The sequence below is a fragment of the Corynebacterium sp. ACRPJ genome (genome assembly GCF_022347345.1).
Lineage (GTDB): Bacteria > Actinomycetota > Actinomycetes > Mycobacteriales > Mycobacteriaceae > Corynebacterium > Corynebacterium tuberculostearicum_D.
The window spans coordinates 52988-75806 of sequence record NZ_JAKRNC010000003.1; the positions used below are offsets into that span (position 1 = coordinate 52988).

The 22819-nt window shown below is 59.4% G+C and carries 20 protein-coding genes; 13 read left to right on the plus strand and 7 right to left on the minus strand.

What is annotated here, in order from left to right; translation table 11 throughout:
• Window positions 1-15: 15 nt before the first annotated feature.
• The 3 genes from tpx to hisS all read left to right on the plus strand — a co-directional run bounded on the left by tpx (window position 16) and on the right by hisS (window position 2527).
• Complete coding sequence (gene tpx / locus MHY08_RS02920) at window positions 16-513, plus strand: thiol peroxidase (RefSeq protein ID WP_239235242.1); 498 nt, start codon at window positions 16-18, stop codon at window positions 511-513.
• An 83-nt stretch (window positions 514-596) separates the two neighbouring features.
• Complete coding sequence (locus MHY08_RS02925; protein ID WP_239235244.1) at window positions 597-1232, plus strand: MBL fold metallo-hydrolase; 636 nt, start codon at window positions 597-599, stop codon at window positions 1230-1232.
• A 5-nt stretch (window positions 1233-1237) separates the two neighbouring features.
• Window positions 1238-2527 carry a histidine--tRNA ligase gene (gene hisS / locus MHY08_RS02930; protein WP_204608860.1) on the plus strand — a complete coding sequence of 430 codons (1290 nt, stop codon included), beginning with the start codon at window positions 1238-1240 and terminating at the stop codon, window positions 2525-2527.
• A 26-nt stretch (window positions 2528-2553) separates the two neighbouring features.
• Here the strand turns inward: hisS and MHY08_RS02935 are convergent, their stop codons facing one another.
• The 7 genes from MHY08_RS02935 to MHY08_RS02965 form a co-directional block, all read right to left on the minus strand.
• A complete protein-coding gene (locus MHY08_RS02935; protein WP_239235246.1) occupies window positions 2554-3129 on the minus strand; it encodes a TetR/AcrR family transcriptional regulator in 576 nt (191 codons plus the stop codon).
• Between the two features lie 10 nt (window positions 3130-3139).
• Window positions 3140-4549 carry an L-serine ammonia-lyase gene (locus tag MHY08_RS02940; protein WP_239235248.1) on the minus strand — a complete coding sequence of 470 codons (1410 nt, stop codon included), beginning with the start codon at window positions 4547-4549 and terminating at the stop codon, window positions 3140-3142.
• 171 nt (window positions 4550-4720) lie between these two features.
• Entirely contained in the window at window positions 4721-5380 is a 660-nt protein-coding gene (locus MHY08_RS02945; protein ID WP_239235250.1) for an FMN reductase, read from the minus strand.
• A gap of 2 nt (window positions 5381-5382) precedes the next feature.
• Window positions 5383-6495 carry an LLM class flavin-dependent oxidoreductase gene (locus MHY08_RS02950; RefSeq protein ID WP_204608869.1) on the minus strand — a complete coding sequence of 371 codons (1113 nt, stop codon included), beginning with the start codon at window positions 6493-6495 and terminating at the stop codon, window positions 5383-5385.
• Window positions 6496-6570: 75 nt separating this feature from the next.
• Window positions 6571-7293 (minus strand): CBS domain-containing protein, encoded by a 723-nt coding sequence (locus MHY08_RS02955; protein ID WP_239192089.1) that lies wholly within the window; start codon window positions 7291-7293, stop codon window positions 6571-6573.
• A 146-nt stretch (window positions 7294-7439) separates the two neighbouring features.
• Window positions 7440-9026 (minus strand): inorganic phosphate transporter, encoded by a 1587-nt coding sequence (locus MHY08_RS02960; protein ID WP_152687338.1) that lies wholly within the window; start codon window positions 9024-9026, stop codon window positions 7440-7442.
• A 240-nt stretch (window positions 9027-9266) separates the two neighbouring features.
• Window positions 9267-10145: a neutral zinc metallopeptidase gene (locus MHY08_RS02965; RefSeq protein ID WP_005328496.1), complete on the minus strand. Its 879-nt coding sequence runs from the start codon at window positions 10143-10145 to the stop codon at window positions 9267-9269.
• 244 nt (window positions 10146-10389) lie between these two features.
• Here MHY08_RS02965 and aspS point away from each other — a divergent pair, with 244 nt between their 5' ends.
• The 10 genes from aspS (at window position 10390) to MHY08_RS03015 (ending at window position 22760) form a co-directional block, all read left to right on the plus strand.
• Window positions 10390-12222: an aspartate--tRNA ligase gene (aspS, locus tag MHY08_RS02970; RefSeq protein ID WP_239192083.1), complete on the plus strand. Its 1833-nt coding sequence runs from the start codon at window positions 10390-10392 to the stop codon at window positions 12220-12222.
• A 123-nt stretch (window positions 12223-12345) separates the two neighbouring features.
• Complete coding sequence (locus tag MHY08_RS02975; protein ID WP_239235252.1) at window positions 12346-13560, plus strand: phosphotransferase; 1215 nt, start codon at window positions 12346-12348, stop codon at window positions 13558-13560.
• Window positions 13561-13603: 43 nt separating this feature from the next.
• Window positions 13604-14995 carry a replication-associated recombination protein A gene (locus MHY08_RS02980; RefSeq protein WP_204608879.1) on the plus strand — a complete coding sequence of 464 codons (1392 nt, stop codon included), beginning with the start codon at window positions 13604-13606 and terminating at the stop codon, window positions 14993-14995.
• A gap of 101 nt (window positions 14996-15096) precedes the next feature.
• Window positions 15097-17781, plus strand: coding sequence for an alanine--tRNA ligase (alaS, locus tag MHY08_RS02985; RefSeq protein ID WP_239192079.1), 2685 nt, complete (start codon window positions 15097-15099; stop codon window positions 17779-17781).
• Window positions 17782-17791: 10 nt separating this feature from the next.
• Window positions 17792-18343: a Holliday junction resolvase RuvX gene (ruvX, locus tag MHY08_RS02990; protein WP_204608884.1), complete on the plus strand. Its 552-nt coding sequence runs from the start codon at window positions 17792-17794 to the stop codon at window positions 18341-18343.
• Between the two features lie 38 nt (window positions 18344-18381).
• Entirely contained in the window at window positions 18382-19575 is a 1194-nt protein-coding gene (gene mltG / locus MHY08_RS02995) for an endolytic transglycosylase MltG (RefSeq protein WP_239235415.1), read from the plus strand.
• A 31-nt stretch (window positions 19576-19606) separates the two neighbouring features.
• Window positions 19607-20434 carry a shikimate dehydrogenase gene (locus tag MHY08_RS03000; protein WP_239192076.1) on the plus strand — a complete coding sequence of 276 codons (828 nt, stop codon included), beginning with the start codon at window positions 19607-19609 and terminating at the stop codon, window positions 20432-20434.
• 113 nt (window positions 20435-20547) lie between these two features.
• A complete protein-coding gene (locus tag MHY08_RS03005) occupies window positions 20548-20940 on the plus strand; it encodes an A24 family peptidase (RefSeq protein WP_239192073.1) in 393 nt (130 codons plus the stop codon).
• A gap of 68 nt (window positions 20941-21008) precedes the next feature.
• Window positions 21009-22220: a chorismate synthase gene (gene aroC, locus MHY08_RS03010; protein WP_204608899.1), complete on the plus strand. Its 1212-nt coding sequence runs from the start codon at window positions 21009-21011 to the stop codon at window positions 22218-22220.
• A 3-nt stretch (window positions 22221-22223) separates the two neighbouring features.
• The gene (locus MHY08_RS03015; RefSeq protein WP_204608902.1) at window positions 22224-22760 is read left to right on the plus strand and encodes a shikimate kinase; all 537 of its coding nucleotides are present in this window, start codon (window positions 22224-22226) and stop codon (window positions 22758-22760) included.
• The last annotated feature ends 59 nt before the right edge of the window (window positions 22761-22819 follow it).

Below are 22819 nucleotides of genomic sequence, written 5' to 3' on the forward strand. Positions count from 1 at the left end.
AGTACGCTGGTTTCTATGGTTGAACCAGATTTTACCGATCCGCCAACGCCCACCGTTGGTGAACTTCCCGCAGTGGGAGACCCGCTGCCCGAATTTGAACTCATCGGTACCGACCTGCGTCAGATTACCAATGAGACTTTTGCGGGCACGCGCCTTATTATTTCCATCTTACCCTCTATTGAAACCCCTGCCTGCCAGGATCAGCTGCGCCGTTTTCATGAGCAGGTTTCGCAGCTAGATAACGCCAAGCTTCTTTCCGTTTCTCTCGATTTGCCCTTTACCCTCAAGCGCTTTTGCGCGGCTGACGGCATTGATGATGTCATCGCCGCCTCCGCATTTCGCTCTGACTTTGGTGAGAAGTTCGGCGTGACTGTGCGCGATTCCGTCTTGGAAGGCTTGCTTGCCCGCTCCGTGGTGGTGGCTGATGAAAACCACAAGGTCATCCACACTCAAATGGTTCCAGGCGTGGTCACCGAGCTTGATTATGACGAGGTCTGGGATATTTTGCGTTAAGCCGTTCGGCGCGGCCGGCCTCTACTCATCCTGAAAATGGGGGAGGCCGGCTCTTTTTGTTTCGGGCAGCTAGGGTAATGGGTATGGAAATCTACGGTTTTACTGCCGGTCCGTTTCAGACCAATACCTACGTGATTGCGGAAGGCCGCCGCGCCTTCATAGTGGACCCGGGCATGGATGCGATGGAAAAGGTCCTCGAGCATGACTTGGACTATGAGGCTATCGTGCTCACACACGGCCATATTGACCACACTCGGGATGCCGGGTCTTTGGCAGAAAAGCTCGACATCCCTGTTTATATCCACCCTGCTGACAGGTTTATGCTCGATAGCGGCGAAGGAGTGTCGCCCCAGGCCCAAGAGCTTTTCGACGCCGCCCATATGACCCCCATCTCCGACCTCCGCGAGCTCCATGATGGCGAAACCCTGGAGCTTATTGGTCATACCTTTGCTCTCAAACACGCGCCCGGGCATTCGCCGGGATGCGTGATGATTGTCGCCGAGGACTTTGCCCTCACCGGTGACGTGCTCTTCGCCGGGGCCATTGGGCGTACTGACTTACCTCACTCGGACCCTAATGCCATGCAGAAGTCGCTTGCTGGCCCAGTGTGGAGTCTGCCCGATAACCTTGACATTCTACCCGGCCACGGGCCCACCACCACGATGCGTAAGGAGAGGGCGACCAATCCCTTCTTCGCGACATTGAGGGAGGTACTGTAATACCCGTGAGTAAAAAGAAGCAGTTCCAAGCCCTGTCCGCCCCCAAAGGTGTCCCAGACTATTTCCCACCGCAGTCGGCCGCATTCTATAAGGTGCGCCAGACCATGGTGGAGCAGGCACATCTGTCCGGCTTCCAGCACATTGAGCTGCCCATTTTCGAAGACACCGCGCTTTTCGCCCGTGGCGTGGGCGAGTCCACCGACGTGGTGTCTAAGGAGATGTACACCTTTGCTGATCGCGGCGACCGTTCCGTTACTTTGCGCCCAGAGGGTACCGCTGGCGTGATGCGCTCGGTCATCGAGCACAACCTGGACCGCGGCCAGCTGCCCGTGAAGCTCAACTATTTTGGCCCCTTCTTCCGCTATGAGCGCCCCCAGGCTGGCCGCTACCGCCAGCTACAGCAGGTCGGTGTAGAGGCTATTGGCGTGGACGACCCTGCGCTAGACGCCGAGGTCATCGCCTTGGCGGATCGTTCCTTCCGCGCGCTGGGGCTTAGCGGCTTCCGCCTCGAGCTCACCAGCTTGGGCGATCGCAATTGCCGCCCGGCTTACCGCGAGAAGCTGCAGGAATTCCTCTTTAAGCTCGACTTGGATGAAGAGACCCGTCACCGTGCAGAGATCAACCCTTTGCGCGTGCTGGATGACAAGCGCCCGGAGATCCAGGAGCAGCTTGCCGACGCCCCCTTGATGCTCGACCACCTCAATGACGAATGCCGCGAGCACTTCGAAACTGTCACCGGCATGCTGGATGATATGGGCGTAGCCTACGAGATTAATCCGCGCATGGTCCGCGGCTTGGACTACTACACCAAGACCTGCTTCGAGTTCGTCCATGACGGACTCGGCGCGCAGTCCGGCATCGGTGGCGGTGGCCGCTACGACGGGCTGATGGCCCAGCTAGGCGGTCAAGACCTATCCGGTATCGGCTACGGTCTGGGTGTCGACCGCGCCCTGCTGGCGCTGGAGGCTGAGGGCATCACCCTCGAAGGCGTGGAGTCCCGCGTGGACGTCTTTGGCGTTGCACTGGGTAGCACCGCCAAGCGCACGATGACCACCCTGATCAATGATCTCCGCAAGGCTGGAATCTCTGCTGATATGTCCTTTGGAGACCGTGGCCTGAAGGGCGCGATGAAGGGTGCCGACCGCGCCGGTGCACGCTTCGCGCTGGTCTTGGGCGAGCAGGAGCTAGAAAATGGCACGGTTGCGCTCAAGGACCTTGCCGCCCATGAGCAGCACGACGTAAAGGTTTCTGACCTAGTGTCCGTACTTGCTCGGGAAATCAACGGCGAGGCCTAGATTTCTTTGGGCGGTGGGCATTGCGTTTAGGCGCGGTGCCCTCTTTTTATGCCCGCTAGAAAGAGATCAATGATCTTTTCCTGAATATCCGGCTGGTAGGCCTCGATATCAACCTCGCGGGGTCGTGCCAGGCTCAACAGTCCCACAATGAATTCGAGGTGGGTGACGCCGGGGCCAATCTCGCCTTGCTCTTGGCCAAGCTCGATAAATCGGCGCCCGTTGCGCTCGAGGAGGTCGCGCTGGGCGGTTAACTCGGGGCTCAGAGAGTCCAAATCCTGAGGGACGAACGCAGGAATGAGGGTGTTCAGTCCCATGGTCAGGATATGAGTGGCGTAGGTCCGGACGTAGTCTTTCCCAGAGTGGGTGGAGTTCTCAAAGTCTGCGATGAGGCGCTGTTGAAACTTGGCAAAGGCATCACCCATATATTCCGCGCACGCGCGGATGAGGCTCGCGCGGTTGGGGAAATTGCGATAGACCGTGGCCACGCTCACCCCTGCCTGCGTAGCCACCTTTTCCAAAGCGACATCATCGCCGTGGGTACGAAAAAGCTGGCACGCCGCGGCAATAATGGCGGTGCGGCGGTGAAGGGCATCTGCGCGCATGGAATCCTTTTTAGCACTCCACCTGCGAAACGCTAAAGCCCATGGTCTTGGCCAATCCGCCCAGGGAGGTCTCCTTGTATTTGGAGAGCATATCGCGGCCGGTTTCAGCCATGGTTTGCACAGCATTGTCCAAGGTCACGTGGTGAGTGCCTTCGCCCATTTTGGCCATACGTGCGGCGTTGATGGACTTTACCGCGCCAATGGCATTGCGCTCGATGCACGGAATTTGCACCAATCCGCCCACTGGGTCGCAGGTAAGGCCCAAATTATGCTCCAAAGCGATTTCCGCGGCGTTTTCCACCTGCGCTGGGGCTGCACCCAGCAGCTCTGCCATTCCTGCGGCGGCCATAGCGGAGGCAGAACCCACTTCGCCTTGGCAGCCAACCTCGGCTCCGGAGATGGACGCGTTTTCCTTGATAATCATGCCGATGGCACCGGCGGTCAATAGGTACCGACGGGCAGTGGAACGGGTGAAGTCTGCACGGAAATCGCGCGCATAATGCAGTACTGCTGGAATGATGCCGCATGCACCGTTGGTAGGAGCAGTAATGACGCGGCCACCGGCAGCGTTTTGCTCATTAACCGCTAGGGCGTACAGGTTAACCCACTCCATGGCGGAGAAACCGCAGCTGGTGTCGTCCTGATTTTCTAGCAACTGGGCGTACATCTTCGGGGCACGGCGTGCCACACGCAGGCCACCTGGAAGAAGGCCCTTGGTGGAAATACCTTCGGTTACGCACTCACGCATGATGTCCCAGACCAAATCAAGGTGGCGCAAAACGTATTCCGCTCCGCCTTCATCGCGGTGCAAGGCCTCCTCGTTGGCAAGGACGAGCTCCCAAAGTGCTTTGTCATGCGCCTCGCACAGGTTGAGCAATTCTTCGCCCGTGGTGAACTTATAGGGAACGGAATCATCTACCTGGGCGGCGGCTACGCCGGCGGGAACCTCATTGCTTTCGGCTACTTCCGCATCGAGCTCGGCGCGGGAGAGGATAAAGCCGCCGCCCACAGAGAAGTACTCTTCCTTTTCTGCGAGGAGGTTGCCGCTGTCATCCCAGGCGCTAAAAATCATGCCATTCGGGTGCTGGGGCAGCGGTTCATTATCAAAGACAATCTCATAGTCCACCGTGCCCCGGGGGCCAGAAATAGTTCCCTCGCTGGGGATAAAGCCGCCTGCGTGAGGTTCGGCGTCGATAGGCACGCTTAGCGGATCCCAGCCGGCGAGCCCAAGGATGACGGCGCGATCGGAAGCGTGGCCACGGCCAGTGGCGGAAAGCGAGCCGCGCAACTCCGTATATACCTTAGCTGGGTGCTTCTCTAGGGAATCGAGGAATTGCTTAGCCGCGCGCATGGGCCCGACGGTGTGCGAAGAAGAAGGGCCAATGCCGATGGAGAAGATGTCCGTGACGCTAATTGTCATAGTTAAGCTGTGCCGAACCTTTCTGAAGGGATAGCTATCGGGTGCTTGCTGTGCCGCTATTTCGGTCAGAGCTGGACCCAAAGAGTAGAGGCAGATTTTATGTGACCAGGGTAGCGAAAGTCACACCTTCTATCAATCGCCGTCTATGCGTAGCACGGCTAGCGTTGTGGTTTATTTGCCGTACCCATTCAGGAGCTTGTCAAGGGGGATGAAGTTCTCCTTTGCTAGCCGGACGGTGGAGCGGCCTCCCAGTCCGGTCAGGTCACCGGCAATTCCGGCCACCCTGTCCCGCGGGGCAACTATTTGGTCAGCCAGCTGGATGGCAGAGCGCTCAATTCGGGCGGCAATGCGCTCTCCTTCCGGAGTGCCTAAGTCTTCTGTGGCGTGAAAAACACCCGTCGGCACGATGTTTGCGTGGAGTTGGTTAAATAGCGGGCGAAGTGCGTAGTCCAAAATGAGGGCGTGGCGCGAAGAACCGGCCGTAGCTGCGATGATGGTGGGAAGGTTGTCGAGGGCATGGGGCTCCAAGGTGTCAAAGAACATCTTGAAAAGGCCCGAATAGCTGCCTTGGAATACAGGGGTGACGGCGATGAGTCCATCGGCCTCGGCAACCTGCTGCTTGGCTCTAGCCAAAAGGGGTGTTTGCGCAGTCTGATCGGTCATGGCGGTAGCTAGTTCGAAGGCGAGATCGCGGACCTCAATGACGTCGATTTCGGCCCCTTCACCGCGCGCGGCGATTTTGGCCCGGGTGGCTTCAGCGAGCATGTCCGCCAACCTGCGAGAGGAAGACGGCTGGGAAAGACCAGCTGAGATAACGAGGAGGGAGCGCATAACTAGTTCTCCTTTCCTGGGCTGACCTGAAGGTGCGAAGGATGAGGCGCAGAGAGCAAGCTTGCGTGCGTCGGCGGGTCAGAAGGCACGTGGCTCGGGCGGCGCTGCTCAAAGCGGCGTCGCAGCTCGGGGACTACTTGTGTGCCCAGGATTTCTATCTGTTGGAGAACTACCTCTTGGGGTAGTCCGGCGTGGTCGATGAGGAATAGCTGGCGTTGGTAGTCACCGGCCCAGTCAGCGAAGCTGAGGGTCTTTTCAATTACCTGTTCCACGGTGCCGACGGTCAGTGGAGTCTGTGCCGTGAAGTCCTCGAGGCTTGGCCCGTGGCCATAGACTGGGGCGTTGTCGAAGTAGGGGCGGAAGAAGTCTTTAGCTTCCTGTTCGGTTTCACCAATGAAGACTTGGCCGCCAAGTCCGACGATTGCTTGGTCCGCTTGACCATGGCCATAGCTTTCAAAGTGACGGCGGTAGAGGTCCACCAACTGGGCGGTGTGCTCCTTATTCCAGAAGATATTGTTGTGGAAGAAGCCATCGCCGTAGTATGCCGCTTGCTCAGCGATTTGCGGCGAACGAATGGAGCCGTGCCAGACAAAGGGCGGAATTCCATCTAGTGGTGCCGGAGTAGCGGTAAATCCTTCCAAACCCGCGCGGAACTTTCCTTGCCAGTTAACAACGGGCTCACGCCACAGCCTGCGCAGCAGGTGATAATTCTCAATAGCCAAAGGAATGCCCTGCTGGATGTCTTTGCCAAACCAGGGATAGACTGGGCCGGTATTTCCGCGGCCGAGCATGAGGTCTACGCGGCCGTCAGCAAGGTGCTGCAGAAAGGCATAGTCCTCTGCGATCTTCACCGGGTCATTGGTAGTAATGAGCGTGGTCGCAGTAGATAGCAGCAAGCGCTCCGTCTGCGCGGCGATATACGCCAAGTGCGTTGTAGGAGAGGACGGAACGAAGGGTGGGTTGTGGTGCTCGCCGGTAGCAAAGACATCAAGGCCAACCTCTTCGGTTTTCAACGCAATCTCCGTCAAGTTGCGGATGCGCTCAGCCTCAGTGGGTGTCTTCCCTGAGATGGGGTCAGTAGTTAGATCCCCGATAGTGAAGATGCCGAATTGCATGCTTGCCTTTCAATGCGGTGCACAGGAGTAAAGATAGACGCAGTGTCGACTGCGGGAAAGCCGACTGCGGGAGAATTATTCCCATTCTAGAGCATCAAAAAGTGCCGGTAGATCGGCCGGTGCAACGAGGCGCAGGGGCCTCTCAGTGACCTTGCCGTGTTCCGTGATGACCGCTGCGCACGGGCGATGTCCTTGGTTGTCGGTTTCTGAAAGGGCGTCCACCGTTTCCTGCACGCTTACTGTGCGGGCAAGAAAGATAGCGCGATCACTGGGTTCTTGATATTCCACAATGTCCGCGATGTCCGCAGCATCGAGCACGTGATTATCGCTGAGGTCCCCGGCTACCCATCGCGCAATGGTGTTGGTGGTTAGCAAAGCGGTGAAGCGGCCCTCATCGTAGATGGGGATTTGAGAGAAGTCCTTATCCTTTATGACGTCAAATGCTTCCATGATTGATGTGGCAGACGTCAAGGTAAATACCTTTTGCGGCTGCAAAACCTGGAGGGTGGCGGGCGGGGATACCACAATGTCTCGGAGAGCGGAGATCTGCTTGACCACTGCTTCGTGCGGTTCAGCTATGGGCTCTGATTTGTAGTAGCGCCCGTGGGCAATGGCATTGCGAAGGTTAGAAAAATCTTTAAGCGCTTCGGCTTGTTTACTGGAAAGCACGTGCTTGTCTCGTGCCCTGTCTACTATCCACCAGAAGGAATCTGAGTTCTCAGCGTTGAGAGCCGAGCGCAAGTGTTGTTCTATGTCGTTGAATGCGGCCAGGAATGCAGTAGCTCGATGCGCGGTCATATGGGCCAGTGTAGAGAAGGGGGGCGTCGCCAAGCAGGGCATTAGTCCACGCTACCCAATGGAAAATCCGCTAGCCCCGGCTCGATGGCCGGTGCGGCTAGCGGATGCAATGGGGAGTGTCGAGGATATGCGACGCTGAGCTATCCCTAGAAGACTACGCGCAGCACAGACACAGTAATAGCAGCGATGACTGCCGCGGCGGGCAGGGTGATGACCCACGCCAAAGCGATAGGCTTCATCAGGTTCCAATTAGCTGCCTTGTTGACAATGCCCACGCCCAACACGGCGCCGATGAGGATGTGGGTGGAAGAAACCGGAAGGCCCAAGATCGATGAACCCATCACCACAGCGGCGGCGGCAAGCTCAGCAGCGAAGCCGGAGGAGGGGTGCATTTGGGTTAGGCCCGAGCCCACAGTCTGAATCACGAAGCGGCCGATGAACCACAGGCCAGAAATCAGGGCGACACCCATGGCAATCATGACGGCAACGGGCACGGCAGCTTCGTCGCTGACTTGGTCGGTCTTGAGGACGTCAATAACCGCAGCGAAAGGGCCAATGGCATTGGCAATGTCGTTGGAACCGTGGGAGAAGGCGAAGGCGGAAGCGGTAAAGACCTGCATCCAAGAAAAGAGAAGGAAGGTGGACTTAGCCAGCGACTTCTTCTTCAGGGAGCGGGCGAAAATGAAGACGGCCATCCACACCACTGCGCCGACCATGCCCATGACCAACAGGTTCTGGAGGACGCTGAAATCGAGTCCGGTGTGCTTCAGACCCTTGAACATCACCATGGCGGAGATGATGATGGCACCAATGGCGGCTAGTACCGGTACCCAGCTCTCCAGGGCGCGGTGAGCCTTGACATCATCCATGTCCTTGTTGAGGTTATACAGATCGCGGTAATACTCAGATTCCAGCTGATCCGGATCGAAGTCCTCTTCTGCCACCAAAGCGGCGTCCCGGGCCATGGCGTTGGTGTAGCTGATCTGCTGGATTTCATTGAGGCGAGCAAAGCGAGATTTGTGCTCTTGGCGTAGCTCCGCACGACGGGTCTTGATTTCGCGCAGCTTCTGGTCTGCTTCCTCGTTGTAGACCAAGATGGAGGTCTTAATCCACTTAAACAGGATGAAAGCGGCGAGACCGCCGAGGACAGGGGAGAGCACCCACGAGATGGCAATAGTGCCAATCCCGCCCCACTGCACCATGTCCAGGCCGCCCTTGCCGGTGACGAAGCCGACGGTGAGCGCGGCGCCGACGATGCCGCCAACGATGGAGTGGGTGGTAGACACCGGCCAACCCATACGGGTGGCAACGAGGAGCCAGATGGCCGCACCCAAAAGGGACGACATCATGATGTAGACGAACTCCATGGGGTCGAGACCATCAATGGCGTCAAGGTCGACGATGCCAGAACGCACGGTATCGGTAACCTCGCCGCCGGCGAGGATGGCGCCAGAGACCTCGAAGATGGCGGCGACAACGAGGGCCTGCTTCATGGATAGCGTTCCGGCACCCACGGAGGTGCCGAAGGAGTTGGCAACGTCATTGCCGCCAATATTGAAGGCCATGAAAAGGGCGAAGAGAATGGCAGTGCCAAGGAGAATGGGCTTAGAGCCATCGACGTAGTCGTGGCCCCAGATCATAAAACCGATGAGGGTAACGGCGGTAAGGCCGCCAAAGATGGCGTGCCAAATCCAGTCGTTGCCCTTGCCATTGACGGCCTCAATGTCCGTCATCTGGGTGGTAGGGGTAGACACAGGAAGAACCTTTCAGGAAAGCGTGCACGAGGGGTATGGCCGCGCTTGTCAGCGTGGTTAAGGGGATTCTCAAAGGAAATTCTTATGTAGAGAATGCACGCTCAGACTAAAGGCCCTAGGTGTCGGGAAAGTGAACTCAAGATGTGGAGTTCGTGAAAGCAATGTGGCTATTTGTGAACATAATGGCCGCCGCTCTCGGCGACGGCCACGTTGAGGGTTTTAGCCGCGGTAGGCGCCGCGCTCCAGGGTGTCGCACTGGGACATCTTGCCAGAGTTATATCCGGCGAGGAATGCCTTCTCACGCTGCTCGGAGGAACCGTGCGTCCAGGAATCAGGCTGGACCTGGCCGCCGGATCGGCGCTGGATATTGTCATCGCCCACCGCCTGGGCAGCCGCGACAGCGTCTGAGACCTGTTCCTTAGTAATCGGCTCGAGCAAGGGGTTATCGCCCTTGTCGGCGTAGGAAGCCCACAGGCCTGCGTAGCAGTCAGCCTGGAGCTCGATCTTCACCGCGTTGGAATCGGCGCCTGGGTCGTCATAGTCCGACAGGCCGAGGGTGCCCTCAAGGTTTTGAATGTGGTGGCCGAACTCGTGCGCCACGATGTACATGCGGGCCAAAGGAGCATTTTCCGCGCCGAAGTTGCGCAGGGAATCAAAGAACGCGGTGTCGAAATAGGCGGACTCATCGCGTGGGCAGTAGAAGGGGCCGGTAGAAGATGAGGCCGCGCCGCAACCGGTATTAACGCCGCCGTGGAAGACCACGCGCTCCGGCTCGGTGTATTGGATATCGGCCTGTTCCGGCAAGACCTTGGACCAGACGTTATCCACGCTGCGCCCGGTGAACTCTACGAGGCATTCATCCTTGGTGTTGCCATCTTCTGCAGTTTCGCATTCGGGGCTTTCGCCTTGTGCAGCGCCGTCGGATTGGGTCTGCTCGCTGCCCAGGATTGAACCCAAGTCTGAGGGATTGCCGCCCAGAAGGAGGAAGAGGCCTACTAGAACAATCGAGCCGACGCCACCGCCAATGGCGATACCACCGCCGCCACCACCCGAACGCGCTTCTTTGCCGCCGAAATCGGCACCTGATCTAAAAGTCATGCCTAAATAGTGCCACATGGTCCCCTCATACACTGGATGGAGATTGTTGCAAAGAGGCCGAAGGAGGGAAACGGTGGCTCTTCTGCGGCCTTCGGGGTTAGCTTGCGTCCACCTAACTGCGCTCCGCGTACCGGTAGGGATGTAGAATTGTGCGCGTTCCTAGTCTTGTGCTTGGTTTGGCGCGCGCTGTTTACGCGTGGCGGGACCCGCAAGTGACACAATTTTCAGAAGGGATTGAACAACAGTGCTGCGTACCCACTTAGCAGGTGAGCTCCGCAAAGAACTCGCAGGAGAGACCGTCACCCTAACCGGTTGGGTTTCCCGCCGCCGCGATCACGGTGGTGTGATCTTCATTGACCTGCGCGATCGCTCCGGCATCGCCCAGGTTGTCTTCCGTGAATCTGACGTGGCGGAGCGCGCCCACGACCTGCGTTCCGAATATTGCGTTAAGGTCACCGGTACCGTGGAGCCTCGCCCAGAAGGCTCGGAAAACCCCAACCTGCCGTCCGGTGAGATTGAGGTTAACGTCGCGGATCTTGAGGTTTTGAATAAGTCCGCAGCGCTGCCGTTCCAAATTGATGATCCTTCCACCTCGGGTGAGGTAGGCGAGGAGACTCGCCTGAAATACCGCTACCTGGACCTGCGCCGCGAGCGCCAGGCACAGGCACTGCGCCTGCGTTCTGCAGCCAACCGCGCGGCCCGCAAGGTGCTGGATTCGCATGACTTTGCTGAGATCGAGACTCCAACCCTGACCCGGTCCACCCCGGAGGGTGCGCGCGACTTCCTGGTTCCAGCACGCTTGAAACCAGGCACCTGGTATGCACTGCCGCAGTCCCCGCAGCTTTTCAAGCAGCTGCTCATGGTCTCCGGCATGGAGCGCTACTACCAGATCGCGCGTTGCTACCGCGATGAAGACTTCCGCGCTGACCGCCAGCCGGAGTTTACCCAGCTGGACGTGGAGATGTCCTTTGTAGACCAGGACGATGTCATCGCCTTGGCGGAAGAGATCGTCACCGAGCTGTGGAAGCTCATCGGCTACGAGATCAAGACTCCGATCCCGCGCATGACCTATGCGGATGCGATGAAGTACTACGGTTCCGATAAGCCGGACCTGCGCTTTGACATCAAGATTGTAGAGTGCACCGAGTTCTTCAAGGACACCACTTTCCGCGTCTTCCAGAACGAATACGTCGGCGCCGTGGTCATGGAAGGCGGCGCCTCCCAGCCGCGCCGCCAGTTCGATGCTTGGCAGGAGTGGGCAAAGCAGCGTGGAGCCAAGGGCCTGGCCTACATCACCGTGGGCGAGGACGGCGCCCTGGGCGGTCCGGTAGCTAAGAACATTACCGACGCCGAGCGCGAGGGCATTGCAGAGCACGTCGGCGCTAAGCCGGGCGACGCCATCTTCTTTGCCGCTGGTGACACTAAGTCTTCCCGTGCCCTCTTGGGCGCTGCACGTGGCGAGATTGCCAAGAAGCTGGACCTTATCAAGGAAGGCGACTGGGCCTTTACCTGGGTTGTAGATGCTCCGCTCTTTGAGCCTTCCGCTGACGCGACCGCTTCTGGCGACGTCGCACTGGGTCACTCCAAGTGGACCGCGGTTCACCACGCCTTTACCTCCCCGAAGCCGGAGTACCTGGACAACTTTGACCAGAACCCGGGCGAGGCGCTGGCGTACGCCTATGACATTGTCTGCAACGGCAACGAGATTGGCGGCGGCTCCATTCGTATCCACCAGCAGGACGTGCAGAAGCGCGTCTTCGACGTCATGGGAATCGGTGACGAGGAAGCCCAGGAGAAGTTCGGCTTCCTGCTCGATGCATTCCAGTACGGCGCCCCACCACACGGCGGTATCGCCTTCGGCTGGGACCGCATCGTCTCCCTGTTGGGCGGCTTTGACTCCATCCGCGACGTCATTGCGTTCCCGAAGTCCGGTGGCGGCGTGGATCCGCTTACCGACGCCCCTGCGGCTATCCCTGCTGCACAGCGTAAGGAGACCGGCGTAGACTACAAGCCGGAAAAGAAGAAGGAACAGGAAAAGTCTGGTTCCACTGCGGGTGAAACCGCTGAGGAGAAGTAAGCAGAAGGCTTAAACCTCAGCCTTTAAGGCGCACCGTGCGGGGCACATCGTAGTCCGCTGCAATTTCGCTGCGGGCGAACTTGTGACCCCGCTTTGGTGTGAGGGGGCATACTGGATAGAACTATGGTTGATAACGAAGCTGTGCTATCACCCGAGGATGTCATCAAGGCCGCCTCGGAGATGCTGTCGCGCCGTTTTGGTGGTAGCCCGGAGATGTCGAGCGTGGAGCGCTTGGACGGTTCCGGCAATGCAATGGTCCTACGCGCCAGGATTGCCCCTGGAGCCTTTTTGCCGCACCGCTCGGTAGTTATTAAGTACATCCCAGTCACCGGCTATGGTGTCGATGATGCCGCGATGCTGCGCGAGGTGGTGGCTTATCAGTTCACCACCGCGTTATCTGAGGACGTGCGCCCGGGACCCGTACTTCTGGCCCACGATCTGGAGCAGCGCATTATTGTGTTGACGGACTTGGGCGAGGGCGAAACGCTTGCCGACGTCCTCGTACAGTCCACCGATGATGACCGCGTGCGGGTGCTGCGCTCGCTGGGCAGTGCGTTGGGGCACATGCACGCTGGAACCGCAGGCCATGAGCAAGATTATGAAACCTTGCTCAATAGGATGCTGCGCAAGAATCCCGATTTGGCCCCGCACCAGTCCGTGCGCGATGAGGCGCTGGAGCGCTCCATTGGCATCGGCCTCGACTTGCTGGATAAAGCCGGGCTTGAAGCACCGGCGAGCTTCCGAGAGCTAGCGGGTCAAGCCGCACGCTCCCTGGCATCCGGCAAGGACCGGGCCTTTACTCCCTTCGACCTTTCACCGGATAACATCATTGTGTCCCAGCGCCTGCACTTCTTGGACTATGAATGGGCAGGATTCCGCAATGTTGGCTTCGACGTAGCCTGCGTTATCGCCGGCTTCCCGCAGTTCCTCTTCTCCAAGCCGATTACGGACGAAGAGGCAGATATTTTCATCTCTGCTTGGTCTCGTGCCGTATCTGAGGTGTGGCCGCTATTTTCCAATGCGGAAGAAATCCACGGCCTTATCGTGGCCTCGCTCATTGGTTGGGCGCTATCGAGCGTGACCACGATGCACGCCGGCGGTATCGAAGGGCTGGTTGCCCTAGCCAGGGGTGAAGCCGAAGTGGTCCACGATCCGCAGCGCTCCATCTTGCGCCCTGCTAACCACGGTCCGTTCACGGAAGATGAATTGCTCGTGCGCCGCGACCTCTATGAAACCTTTGAGGCGCTATCCCGATATGCCGCGCGTTGCGATGGCCCCGCCTGCGCGCCCATCGCGGAATTTGGCAGCGCCATTGCGCGCCGCTTGGATGACGAATAGACAATCACGATGTGCCCGCACCCTTATAGGAGGTAGCTTTCCAGTGTCTCAAGACTCATTATTTGGCGGGCCCACTCCGGACCGCAGCGCCTCGCCGCTGCCCGGCAAGAACCTCTTCGCCACCCACGCTGGGTCCCCACTGGCGGCGCGCATGCGTCCCCAAAACCTCGATGAAGTGGTCGGACAAGACCACCTTCTGGCCCCCGGCAAGCCATTGCGACGCCTCGTGGAAGGCTCAGGGGAGGCCTCCGTCATCTTGTACGGGCCGCCGGGCACCGGTAAGACCACCATTGCCTCGCTCATCGCCAGCCAAATGGGGCAGAACTTCGTGGGCCTCTCGGCCCTCGATTCGGGTGTGAAGCAGGTTCGCGAGGTCATCACCCATGCCCGGCAAGAGCTCATTCACGGCCGGCGGACCGTGCTCTTTATTGATGAGGTGCACCGATTTTCCAAAACCCAGCAGGACGCGCTCCTCGCAGCCGTGGAAAACCGCACGGTACTGCTCGTTGCGGCAACCACGGAAAACCCTTCCTTCTCCGTCGTCGCGCCGCTTTTGTCTCGCTCGCTGCTGTTGCAGTTGCATTCGCTAAGCGATGATGACTTAAGGGGCGTCGCCAAGCGCGCGCTCGAAAGCGACCGTGGCCTGGGCGAGCGCAAGATTCGGATTACCGATGAAGCCTTGGATCAGTTGGTGCTCCTCGCCGGTGGCGATGCGCGGCGCACGCTGACCTATCTCGAGGCCGCGGCCGAGGCGGTTGACGATGGCGGGGAAATTACCCCACAAACGGTCACGGATAACGTCAATAAGGCAGTGGTGCGCTACGACCGCGACGGCGACCAACACTATGACGTGGTTTCCGCGTTCATTAAGTCCATTCGCGGCTCCGATGTCGACGCTGCGCTGCATTATCTCGCCCGCATGGTGGAGGCCGGGGAGGACCCGCGCTTTATCGCCCGGCGGCTCATTGTGCACGCATCCGAGGACATCGGCATGGCCGATCCGACCGCGCTCCAGGTGGCCGTGGCGGCGGCCGAGGCCGCTCAGCTCATTGGCATGCCAGAAGCGCGAATCCCGCTCGCGCAGGCCACCATCCACCTGGCCACCGCGCCTAAGTCGCCCTCGGTTATTTCTGCCATCACGCAGGCGCAAGCCGATGTAGCCGCCGGCAAGGTGGGCCACGTGCCACCGCACCTGCGCGATGGGCACTATGAGGGCGCCAAGCGGATGGGAAATGCCGTGGGCTATGTCTACCCCCACGATGATCCCCGCGGCGTTGTAGAGCAGCAGTACCTGCCCGATGAGCTGGAGGGCTCTGTGTACTATGAGCCGACCGATCATGGGGCTGAGAAGCGTGTTTATGACTATATAGGCCGCTTGCGCAGCATTATTCGGGGCAATCACGGCCCAGGCAAAAACGCTCGCCGGCCGCGCTGATCCCCACCGATGGGAAATCGCTGTGCAGCGAAGGGTAGAGTTGGGCGGGTTAGAAACTTCTTGATAGAAGATGAAAGCTCAGACAGTTAGGATTGTTGCTCGTGAAGACTCATGAGATCCGGGAACGGTTTACCCAGCACTTCGTCAATTCTGGTCACGAGGCAGTACCAAGCGCCTCGCTGATCCTGGATGACCCTAACCTGCTTTTCGTTAATGCCGGCATGGTTCCGTTTAAGCCCTACTTCCTAGGCCAGCAGAACCCGCCCTTTGCCAAGGGCCTTGCCACTTCCATCCAAAAGTGCGTACGTACCTTGGACATTGATGAGGTGGGCATTACCACCCGCCACAACACCTTCTTCCAGATGGCCGGCAACTTCTCCTTTGGCCAGTACTTCAAGGAAGGCGCCATCACCAATGCGTGGACCTTGCTTACCGGCTCCGTTGAGGAGGGCGGCTTTGGCCTAGACCCAGAGCGCTTGTGGGTCACCGTTTACCTGGATGATGATGAGGCCGCCGAAATTTGGCGCGACAAGATCGGTGTTCCAGAAGAGCGCATTCAGCGACTCGGCATGGAGGACAACTACTGGTCCATGGGTATCCCTGGACCCTGTGGCCCGTGCTCTGAGATTTATTATGACCGCGGTCCTGAGTACGGCAAGGACGGCGGCCCGATTGCCGATGACAACCGCTACATGGAGATTTGGAACCTGGTCTTCATGCAAAATGAGCGCGGCGAGGGCATTGGCAAGGGCAACTTTGAGATCGTCGGCGAGCTGCCCAAGAAGAATATCGATACCGGCCTGGGCATCGAGCGCGTGGCCTGCATTTTGCAGGACGTAGACAACGTCTATGAAACGGACCTGCTGCGCCCAGTTATTGACGTAGCCGAGGAGCTTACCGGCGCCACCTATGGTGACAAGGCCTCCCACGAGGACAATATCCGCTTCCGCGTGGTAGCTGACCACTCCCGTACCGGCATGATGCTCATCTTGGATGGCGTGACCCCGGGCAACGAGGGCCGCGGATACATCCTGCGCCGCCTGCTGCGTCGCATTATCCGTTCCGCCAAGCTGCTGGGTGCTAAGGGCGCCACCATGGAGCGCTTCATGAATACGGTCATGGATACCATGACCCCGTCCTACCCGGAGATTGCGGACAACCGCGAGCGCATCCTGCGCGTTGCGGTTAGTGAGGAAAAGGCCTTCCTGAAGACCCTCGAGTCCGGCACCCGGCTCTTCGATGATGCCGTCCAGGAGCTCAAGTCCACTTCCCGCGCGAAAACCGCAAAGGTCCTGCCGGGCGAGAAGGCTTTTGAGCTGCACGATACCTACGGTTTCCCCATCGACTTGACCTTGGAGATGGCCCAGGAGGCCGGCCTTGAGGTTGACATGGACGGCTTTAACGATGCCATGGGCGAGCAGCGCCGCCGCGCCAAGGCCGATAATCAGGCCAAGAAGCACGGCCACACTGACCTTTCCCTCTACCGCGACTGGGTGGACAATAACCCCACCGTCTTCACTGGCTTTGAGGAGCTTACTTCCGACGCCCGAGTGATCGGCCTCGTCCGCGGCGGCGAGAAGGTCGACCAGGTGCACGAGGGCGAGCAGGTTGAGGTCATCTTGGACCACACCCCGCTATACGCCGAAGCTGGCGGCCAGATGGCAGACCGCGGCCGCATTATGGCCGGCGAATCCCTCCTTGAGGTTAATGACGTCCAGAAGATTGGCAAGAAGCTGTGGGTACACAAGGCTACGGTTACCGCCGGCGGTCTTGACTTGGGCATGTCCGTTGAGGCGGCCGTCGACGAGCAGTGGCGCCATGGTGCCACCCAGGCGCACTCCGCCACCCACCTCATTCACGCCGCACTGCGCCAGGTGCTTGGCCCCACCGCCGTCCAGGCCGGCTCCATGAACCGCCCGGGCTACCTGCGCTTTGACTTCAACTACACCGAGCAGCTCAGCCAGGCGCAGCTGGAGGAGATCGCTTTGATTACCAACCAGGCGATCGACTCCAACTTTGCCGTCAACACCATCGAGACCTCCCTGGAGGAGGCCAAGGCCATGGGCGCTATGGCACTATTCGGTGAGAACTACGGCAAGGAGGTCCGCGTAGTAGAAATCGGCGGACCGTTCTCCATCGAGCTCTGCGGCGGTACCCACGTTGGGTCCTCCGCTGAAATCGGACCGGTCTCTGTGCTGGGTGAGTCCTCCGTTGGCTCTGGTGCTCGCCGCATCGAGGCCTACTCCGGTTTGGATGCTTTCCGTTACTACTCCAAGGAGACCGCCTTGGTAGAAGGCGTTTCCCGCGAGCTCAAGGTGCAGACCGAGGATTTGCCGGAGCGCATCGCGCAGCTGTCTGAAAAGCTCAAGGCAGCGGAGAAGGAAATTGAAACCCTGCGCAAGCAACAGCTGGCTGCACGTGCCTCCGAGTTCGTCAGCGCGGCCAAGGACATCAATGGATTCAAGGTCATTGCGCTGACCTTGCCGGAAGGCACCACAGGTGGGGACCTGCGCACCGTTGCTACGGATCTGCGCAATCGCCTGCGCGAGGAAGAAGCTGTTATCGTCCTGGGTGCCGAGGATAAGGGCAAGTTCCCGTTCATCGCGGCGGCCACGGACAAGGCCGTTGGGCGCGGCGTGAAGTCCGGGGACATCGTCAAGCAGTTTGGCCAGTACGTCGACGGTCGTGGCGGCGGTAAGCCGGATATGGCTCAGGGCTCTGGTTCTACTGCGGCCGGTGCTGAGCGCGGCTTTGCAGCCGTCAAGGACATGCTCGAGTCCCTGTAGGAGTTCGACCGTGGCAAAAGTGGAACCAGATACCCCCGGAGTTGATGACCCGGGGCAGGGCCGCCGGCTCGCACTCGATGTCGGCACCGTGCGCATTGGCGTGGCAGTGTCCAATAGGGAAGCCACGCTTGCCACCCCAGTGGAGACCGTGCACCGGGAAACTGGGTTCAAGGACCGCGATAAGGGCGATATTGACCGCATCCTGGAACTCATTGATTCCTACGACGCAGTTGAGGTCATCGTAGGTCTGCCACGGGACCTGCAGGGAAATGGCTCAAAAAGCGTAAAACATGCTAAGGAAATTGCGTTTCGGATCCGCCGTCGGTTGAATCGAGATGCAAGTATAGATAAGGTTCCACCACCAGTACGTTTGGCTGATGAGCGTCTGACTACCGTGGCAGCAACCAGCGCGCTGCGCGCGTCCGGCGTGTCCGAGAAGAAGGGCCGTAAAGTCATCGACCAAGCAGCAGCGGTGGAGATATTGCAGACTTGGTTGGATGGGCGTGTGAGCGCGCTACGTTCCCATGATGCAATAGACCAGCCTTCAGACTCAGGAGACTAAAACACGTGAGCCGTAACCAAGAACGCCTCGGCCGATCGATGGAGCCGAAATACGTCAAGCGCCGCCAGCGCGGCATTGCCGTTGTCATTGCGTCGATCATCGTTATCCTTGGCGCCCTTATCTACATCGGATTCCGCCTCGGCAATACCTCCGCCGATTATGAAGGAACCGGCAACGGTACCACCCAACTGGTGGAGGTGCCGGAAGGCTCGTCCATGTCCGAGCTCGGACCTGCATTGGTAGAGAAGAATGTGGTGAAGACGCAAGACGCTTTCGATTCTGCTGCGTCGATGAACCACAGCGCAAGCCAAATTCAGCCGGGCTTCTATCGACTGCAGGAAGAAATGAGCGCGGATGCAGCAGTCGAGGCACTGCTGGATGAGAATAACCGCGTGGACATGCTCGAGGTACAAGGTGGCGCCACCTTGGAGGACGTCAAGGTTGTGGGCGGAGACGTCCGCTACGGCATTTACTCCCTGATTTCCGAGGTCAGCTGCAACGATGGCAACTGCCTGAAGAAGGAGGACCTGGAAAAGGTTGCGGCGGAAACCGACCCAGCCGAGTTGGGCGCACCGGAGTGGGCCTTGGACGCTATCAACAAGCGCGGTAATGACCCCAAGCGCATTGAGGGCCTTATCGCCCCAGGCCAGTACGTCTTGGACCCCAATATGGAGGCCAAGGATATCCTCAAGGACCTCATCACCCGCTCCACCGAGCGCTACAACGAGACCAATATTGAGGAACGCGCCCAGGCTATCGGCTTGAGCCCTTATGAGCTACTCACCTCCGCTTCCTTGGTGGAGCGCGAGGCGCCGGCAGGCGAGTTCGACAAGGTTGCCCGCGTTATCCTCAACCGCTTGGACGAGCCAATGCGCCTGGAGTTTGACTCCACCGTGAACTACGGCTTGGAAGACGTAGAGCTGGCCACCACCGATGAGGCCCGTGAGGAGAAGACCCCGTGGAATACCTATGCGAAGGAGGGCCTACCGGATACCCCGATTGCTTCTCCTTCGGACGATGCAATCAAGGCCATGGAAGAGCCGGCCGAGGGCAACTGGAAGTTCTTCGTCACCGTGGACCAGGAGGGCACTACCGTCTTCTCCGATAGCTACGATGAGCACTTGGGCCGTGTCGATGACGCCATCCGCTCCGGCGTGCTTGACTCCAAGCGCGAAGGTGAGGGCGCTGGTTCCGGCAACGGCGACGCCGCTGCCGAGCAGCCCGCCCAGTAGAGTCGCGACAACCACAAAGAGGTAGAACACCATGCCACGTGCGGCGGTCCTTGGTAGCCCCATCAAGCACTCCTTGTCTCCGGTGCTTCACAATGCTGGCTACGAGGCCGCCGGACTGGCCGGTTGGGACTATACCCGCTGTGAAACATCGGCGGAGGGGCTGCCGGAATTGGTGGCGGCAAGCGACTCAGAGTTTGTTGGTTTCTCCGTGACCATGCCCGGCAAGTTTGCCGCCCTCCGCTTTGCGGACACCGTAAGTGACCGGGCCCAACTGATTGGCTCAGCAAATACCTTGGTGCGCAGGGCTGATGGTTGGTATGCGGACAATACCGATACCGAGGGCGTACGCGGCGCGCTCGCCGAACTCCTGGGGGATAGCCCAGTAGCTCATGCGCTGCTTATTGGTGCTGGGGGCACCGCTCGTCCCGCGTTGTGGGCGCTTTCCGAGCGCGGGGTGAAAAAGGTTACGGTCCTCAACCGTTCCGACCGTAGCGCCGAACTGTTGCCGCTCGCGCAGAACCTAGGGCTGGAACTTTCCTTTGTCAGTTTCGACGGGGACTTATCCGCGCTGGCTCGCGCCGTCGATGTCATTGTGTCCACGGTTCCAGCCGCGGCGGTGAAAGACTATGTCTTTGACCTCGCCCACGCACCGGTGCTGGACGTCATTTATGATCCCTGGCCTACACCGCTGACCACGTGCGCGGCGGCCAATGGGTACAAGACCGTCGGCGGGCATGTCATGCTCGCGTATCAAGCATTTAGCCAGTTCGAGCAATTTACCGGGGTGGCCGCCCCGCGGGAAGAGATGCTCAAGGCATTGCACCAGGAGCTGCAGCGGCGGTCGCAGACGACTAAGTAGAAGGGGACGTCGGCAAGCGGGGCCGGCAACCCTCGTGCCGTAGGAACTGCAGACTTCGCCATGTAGACATTGACGCCCAGCGCTTCCTCACAGCGTGCCTTAGAGTGAACCCCGTGCTAATAGTCGGGGGAATTATCTATTGTTTATGGGCAGCAGCCTTGTCTTGGTGGGATATTCGGCAGCGCCGATTGCCAGACTGGCTGACGCTTCCAGCTGCGGTGCTCTCGCTCGCCGTTGTCAATTGGAGTGGGCTGTGGTGGCCGGGGTTGTACCTGGTGCTAGGGCTAGCCCGTGCAGGAGTCGGTGGAGGCGACATAAAACTCGCTTGGCCCCTGGGAATGCTGGTGGGGCAAGTGGCCGGGTTTATGGGTGTGGTAGCGGCAAGCGGCTGTGCGTCCCTTCTGACTTTGGTCTGGTCTGCGTGTGTCGGACAGAAGAAGAGCCCGCACGGCCCTGCAATGTTGCTAGCGGCAACGGTCGTAATCGCATGTGCACACCCTCTTTGAGGGGGTGGAAGAATATTTTGCGGGGCCAAGTTGGTACTGGATTGGCCAGGCCGTGCGATAATACCCGCATGCTTCGTTGGACTACTGCAGGTGAATCGCACGGCCAAGCTCTAATTTCAATGCTGGAGCACATGCCCGCTGGGGTCCCCATTACCCGCGCCGATATCTCTCATCAGCTTTCCCGGCGCCGCCTAGGCTATGGCCGCGGTGCCCGTATGAAGTTTGAGGCTGATGAGGTCACCGTGCTGGGTGGAGTCCGCCACGGGCTTACCTTGGGTAGTCCCATTGCCATCATGATTGGCAATACGGAGTGGCCCAAGTGGACCACCATCATGTCGGCCGATCCGCTGGATATGGACGATGAAGAAACCATCAAGGCGATGAACTCCGGCCGCGGTGCCGCCTTGACGAGGCCGCGCCCTGGGCACGCGGACTTTGCCGGAATGGTGAAGTACCGCCACAGTGAAGCACGCCCCATCCTCGAGCGGTCCTCTGCGCGTGAGACGGCGGCGCGAGTGGCCGCAGCTACCGTTGCGCGTAACTTCCTGCGCGAGACCTTGGACGTCGAGGTTCTTTCCCACGTGATTTCCATTGGCGCTTCCGAGCCTTATGAGGGGCCTGCGCCAGCGTTCGCGGACATTGAGGCTATCGATGCCTCGCCGGTCCGCGCCTGCGATAAGGCGGCTGAAGCCTCCATGATCGCGGAAATTGAGGCCGCAAAGAAGCAGGGCGATACCTTGGGCGGCATCGTTGAGGTTGTGGTCGATGGCCTGCCTATCGGCCTGGGCTCGCATATTTCCGGCGATGACCGCTTGGATGCCCAATTGGCCAGCGCGTTGATGGGTATCCAGGCTATCAAGGGCGTGGAAATTGGCGATGGTTTTGCCGAGGCCCGTCGTCGCGGTTCCGCTGCCCACGATGAGATGGTGCGAACCGAAGAAGGCGTATCCCGCCTTAGCAACCGTGCAGGCGGACTCGAAGGCGGCATGACGAACGGTCAGCAGCTGCGCGTGCGGGCGGCGATGAAGCCGATTTCTACCGTTCCGCGTGCCTTGCGCACTATTGATATGGAATCCGGCGCTGAAGCTACTGCCATTCACCAGCGCTCCGATGTGTGCGCGGTTCCGGCGGCGGGCGTCGTTGCAGAAGCAATGGTTGCCCTCGTTCTTGCGCGCGCCGTGCTAGAAAAATTCGGTGGCGATAGCCTCGAAGAAACCTCCGCGGCCATCGCCGCGTATGATAAATACGTTTCGGACCGCCTTGCTTTTGACCAGGAGTAAGTTATGACCACCCCAACCGCCGTTACGGGCCTGCCCCGTCCACGTGTTGTTTTGGTTGGCCCGCCAGGTGCGGGTAAATCCACCATTGGCCGCCGCCTTTCCCACGCCTTGAGCTGCGAACTGGTGGATTCGGATCACCTTATTGAGCAGGCTAAGAATAAGCCGTGCGGGGAAATCTTTAGCGAGCTGGGTGAACCAGACTTTCGCGTGCTTGAAGCCGAGCACGTTGCTGCGGCACTGCGCACTGGTGGAGTCGTTAGCCTCGGCGGCGGGGCAGTGCTGACGGACTCCACCCGCGGGCTGCTGGAGCGCCATACCGTCATCTTTTTGGATACTTCCCCTGAAGAAGGTGCACGGCGGACGTCTGGGGATAGCAATCGGCCGGTTCTCGCGGCCGCAGATCCCCTCGAGCACTACCGCAACCTCGTGGAGGCGCGTCGCCCGTATTACCAGGAGGTAGCCGATTATCGGGTGCGCACCGATGCCCGGACCCCACAGCAGGTGGTGGGCGATATCCTCGGCTTTCTCGATACCCTGTAGATTCCCCGCCGCGCTAGCACTAGTCTCTCGCCCCACTGGCTCGGCGTCGAACGGAAAGG

Bases quoted from the DNA above. Each gene is read 5' to 3' on its own strand.
- MHY08_RS03015 (WP_204608902.1), top strand. From the start codon at position 22,224: ATGACCACCCCAACCGCCGTTACGGGCCTGCCCCGTCCACGTGTTGTT.
- MHY08_RS02975 (WP_239235252.1), top strand. From the start codon at position 12,346: ATGGTTGATAACGAAGCTGTGCTATCACCCGAGGATGTCATCAAGGCC.
- MHY08_RS02960 (WP_152687338.1), bottom strand. From the start codon at position 9,026: ATGACGGACATTGAGGCCGTCAATGGCAAGGGCAACGACTGGATTTGG.
- MHY08_RS02925 (WP_239235244.1), top strand. From the start codon at position 597: ATGGAAATCTACGGTTTTACTGCCGGTCCGTTTCAGACCAATACCTAC.
- MHY08_RS02950 (WP_204608869.1), bottom strand. From the start codon at position 6,495: ATGCAATTCGGCATCTTCACTATCGGGGATCTAACTACTGACCCCATC.
- MHY08_RS02965 (WP_005328496.1), bottom strand. From the start codon at position 10,145: ATGACTTTTAGATCAGGTGCCGATTTCGGCGGCAAAGAAGCGCGTTCG.
- tpx (WP_239235242.1), top strand. From the start codon at position 16: ATGGTTGAACCAGATTTTACCGATCCGCCAACGCCCACCGTTGGTGAA.
- MHY08_RS02945 (WP_239235250.1), bottom strand. From the start codon at position 5,380: ATGCGCTCCCTCCTCGTTATCTCAGCTGGTCTTTCCCAGCCGTCTTCC.
- MHY08_RS02935 (WP_239235246.1), bottom strand. From the start codon at position 3,129: ATGCGCGCAGATGCCCTTCACCGCCGCACCGCCATTATTGCCGCGGCG.
- MHY08_RS02940 (WP_239235248.1), bottom strand. From the start codon at position 4,549: ATGACAATTAGCGTCACGGACATCTTCTCCATCGGCATTGGCCCTTCT.
- MHY08_RS02955 (WP_239192089.1), bottom strand. From the start codon at position 7,293: ATGACCGCGCATCGAGCTACTGCATTCCTGGCCGCATTCAACGACATA.
- aroC (WP_204608899.1), top strand. From the start codon at position 21,009: ATGCTTCGTTGGACTACTGCAGGTGAATCGCACGGCCAAGCTCTAATT.
- MHY08_RS03000 (WP_239192076.1), top strand. From the start codon at position 19,607: ATGCCACGTGCGGCGGTCCTTGGTAGCCCCATCAAGCACTCCTTGTCT.
- mltG (WP_239235415.1), top strand. From the start codon at position 18,382: ATGGAGCCGAAATACGTCAAGCGCCGCCAGCGCGGCATTGCCGTTGTC.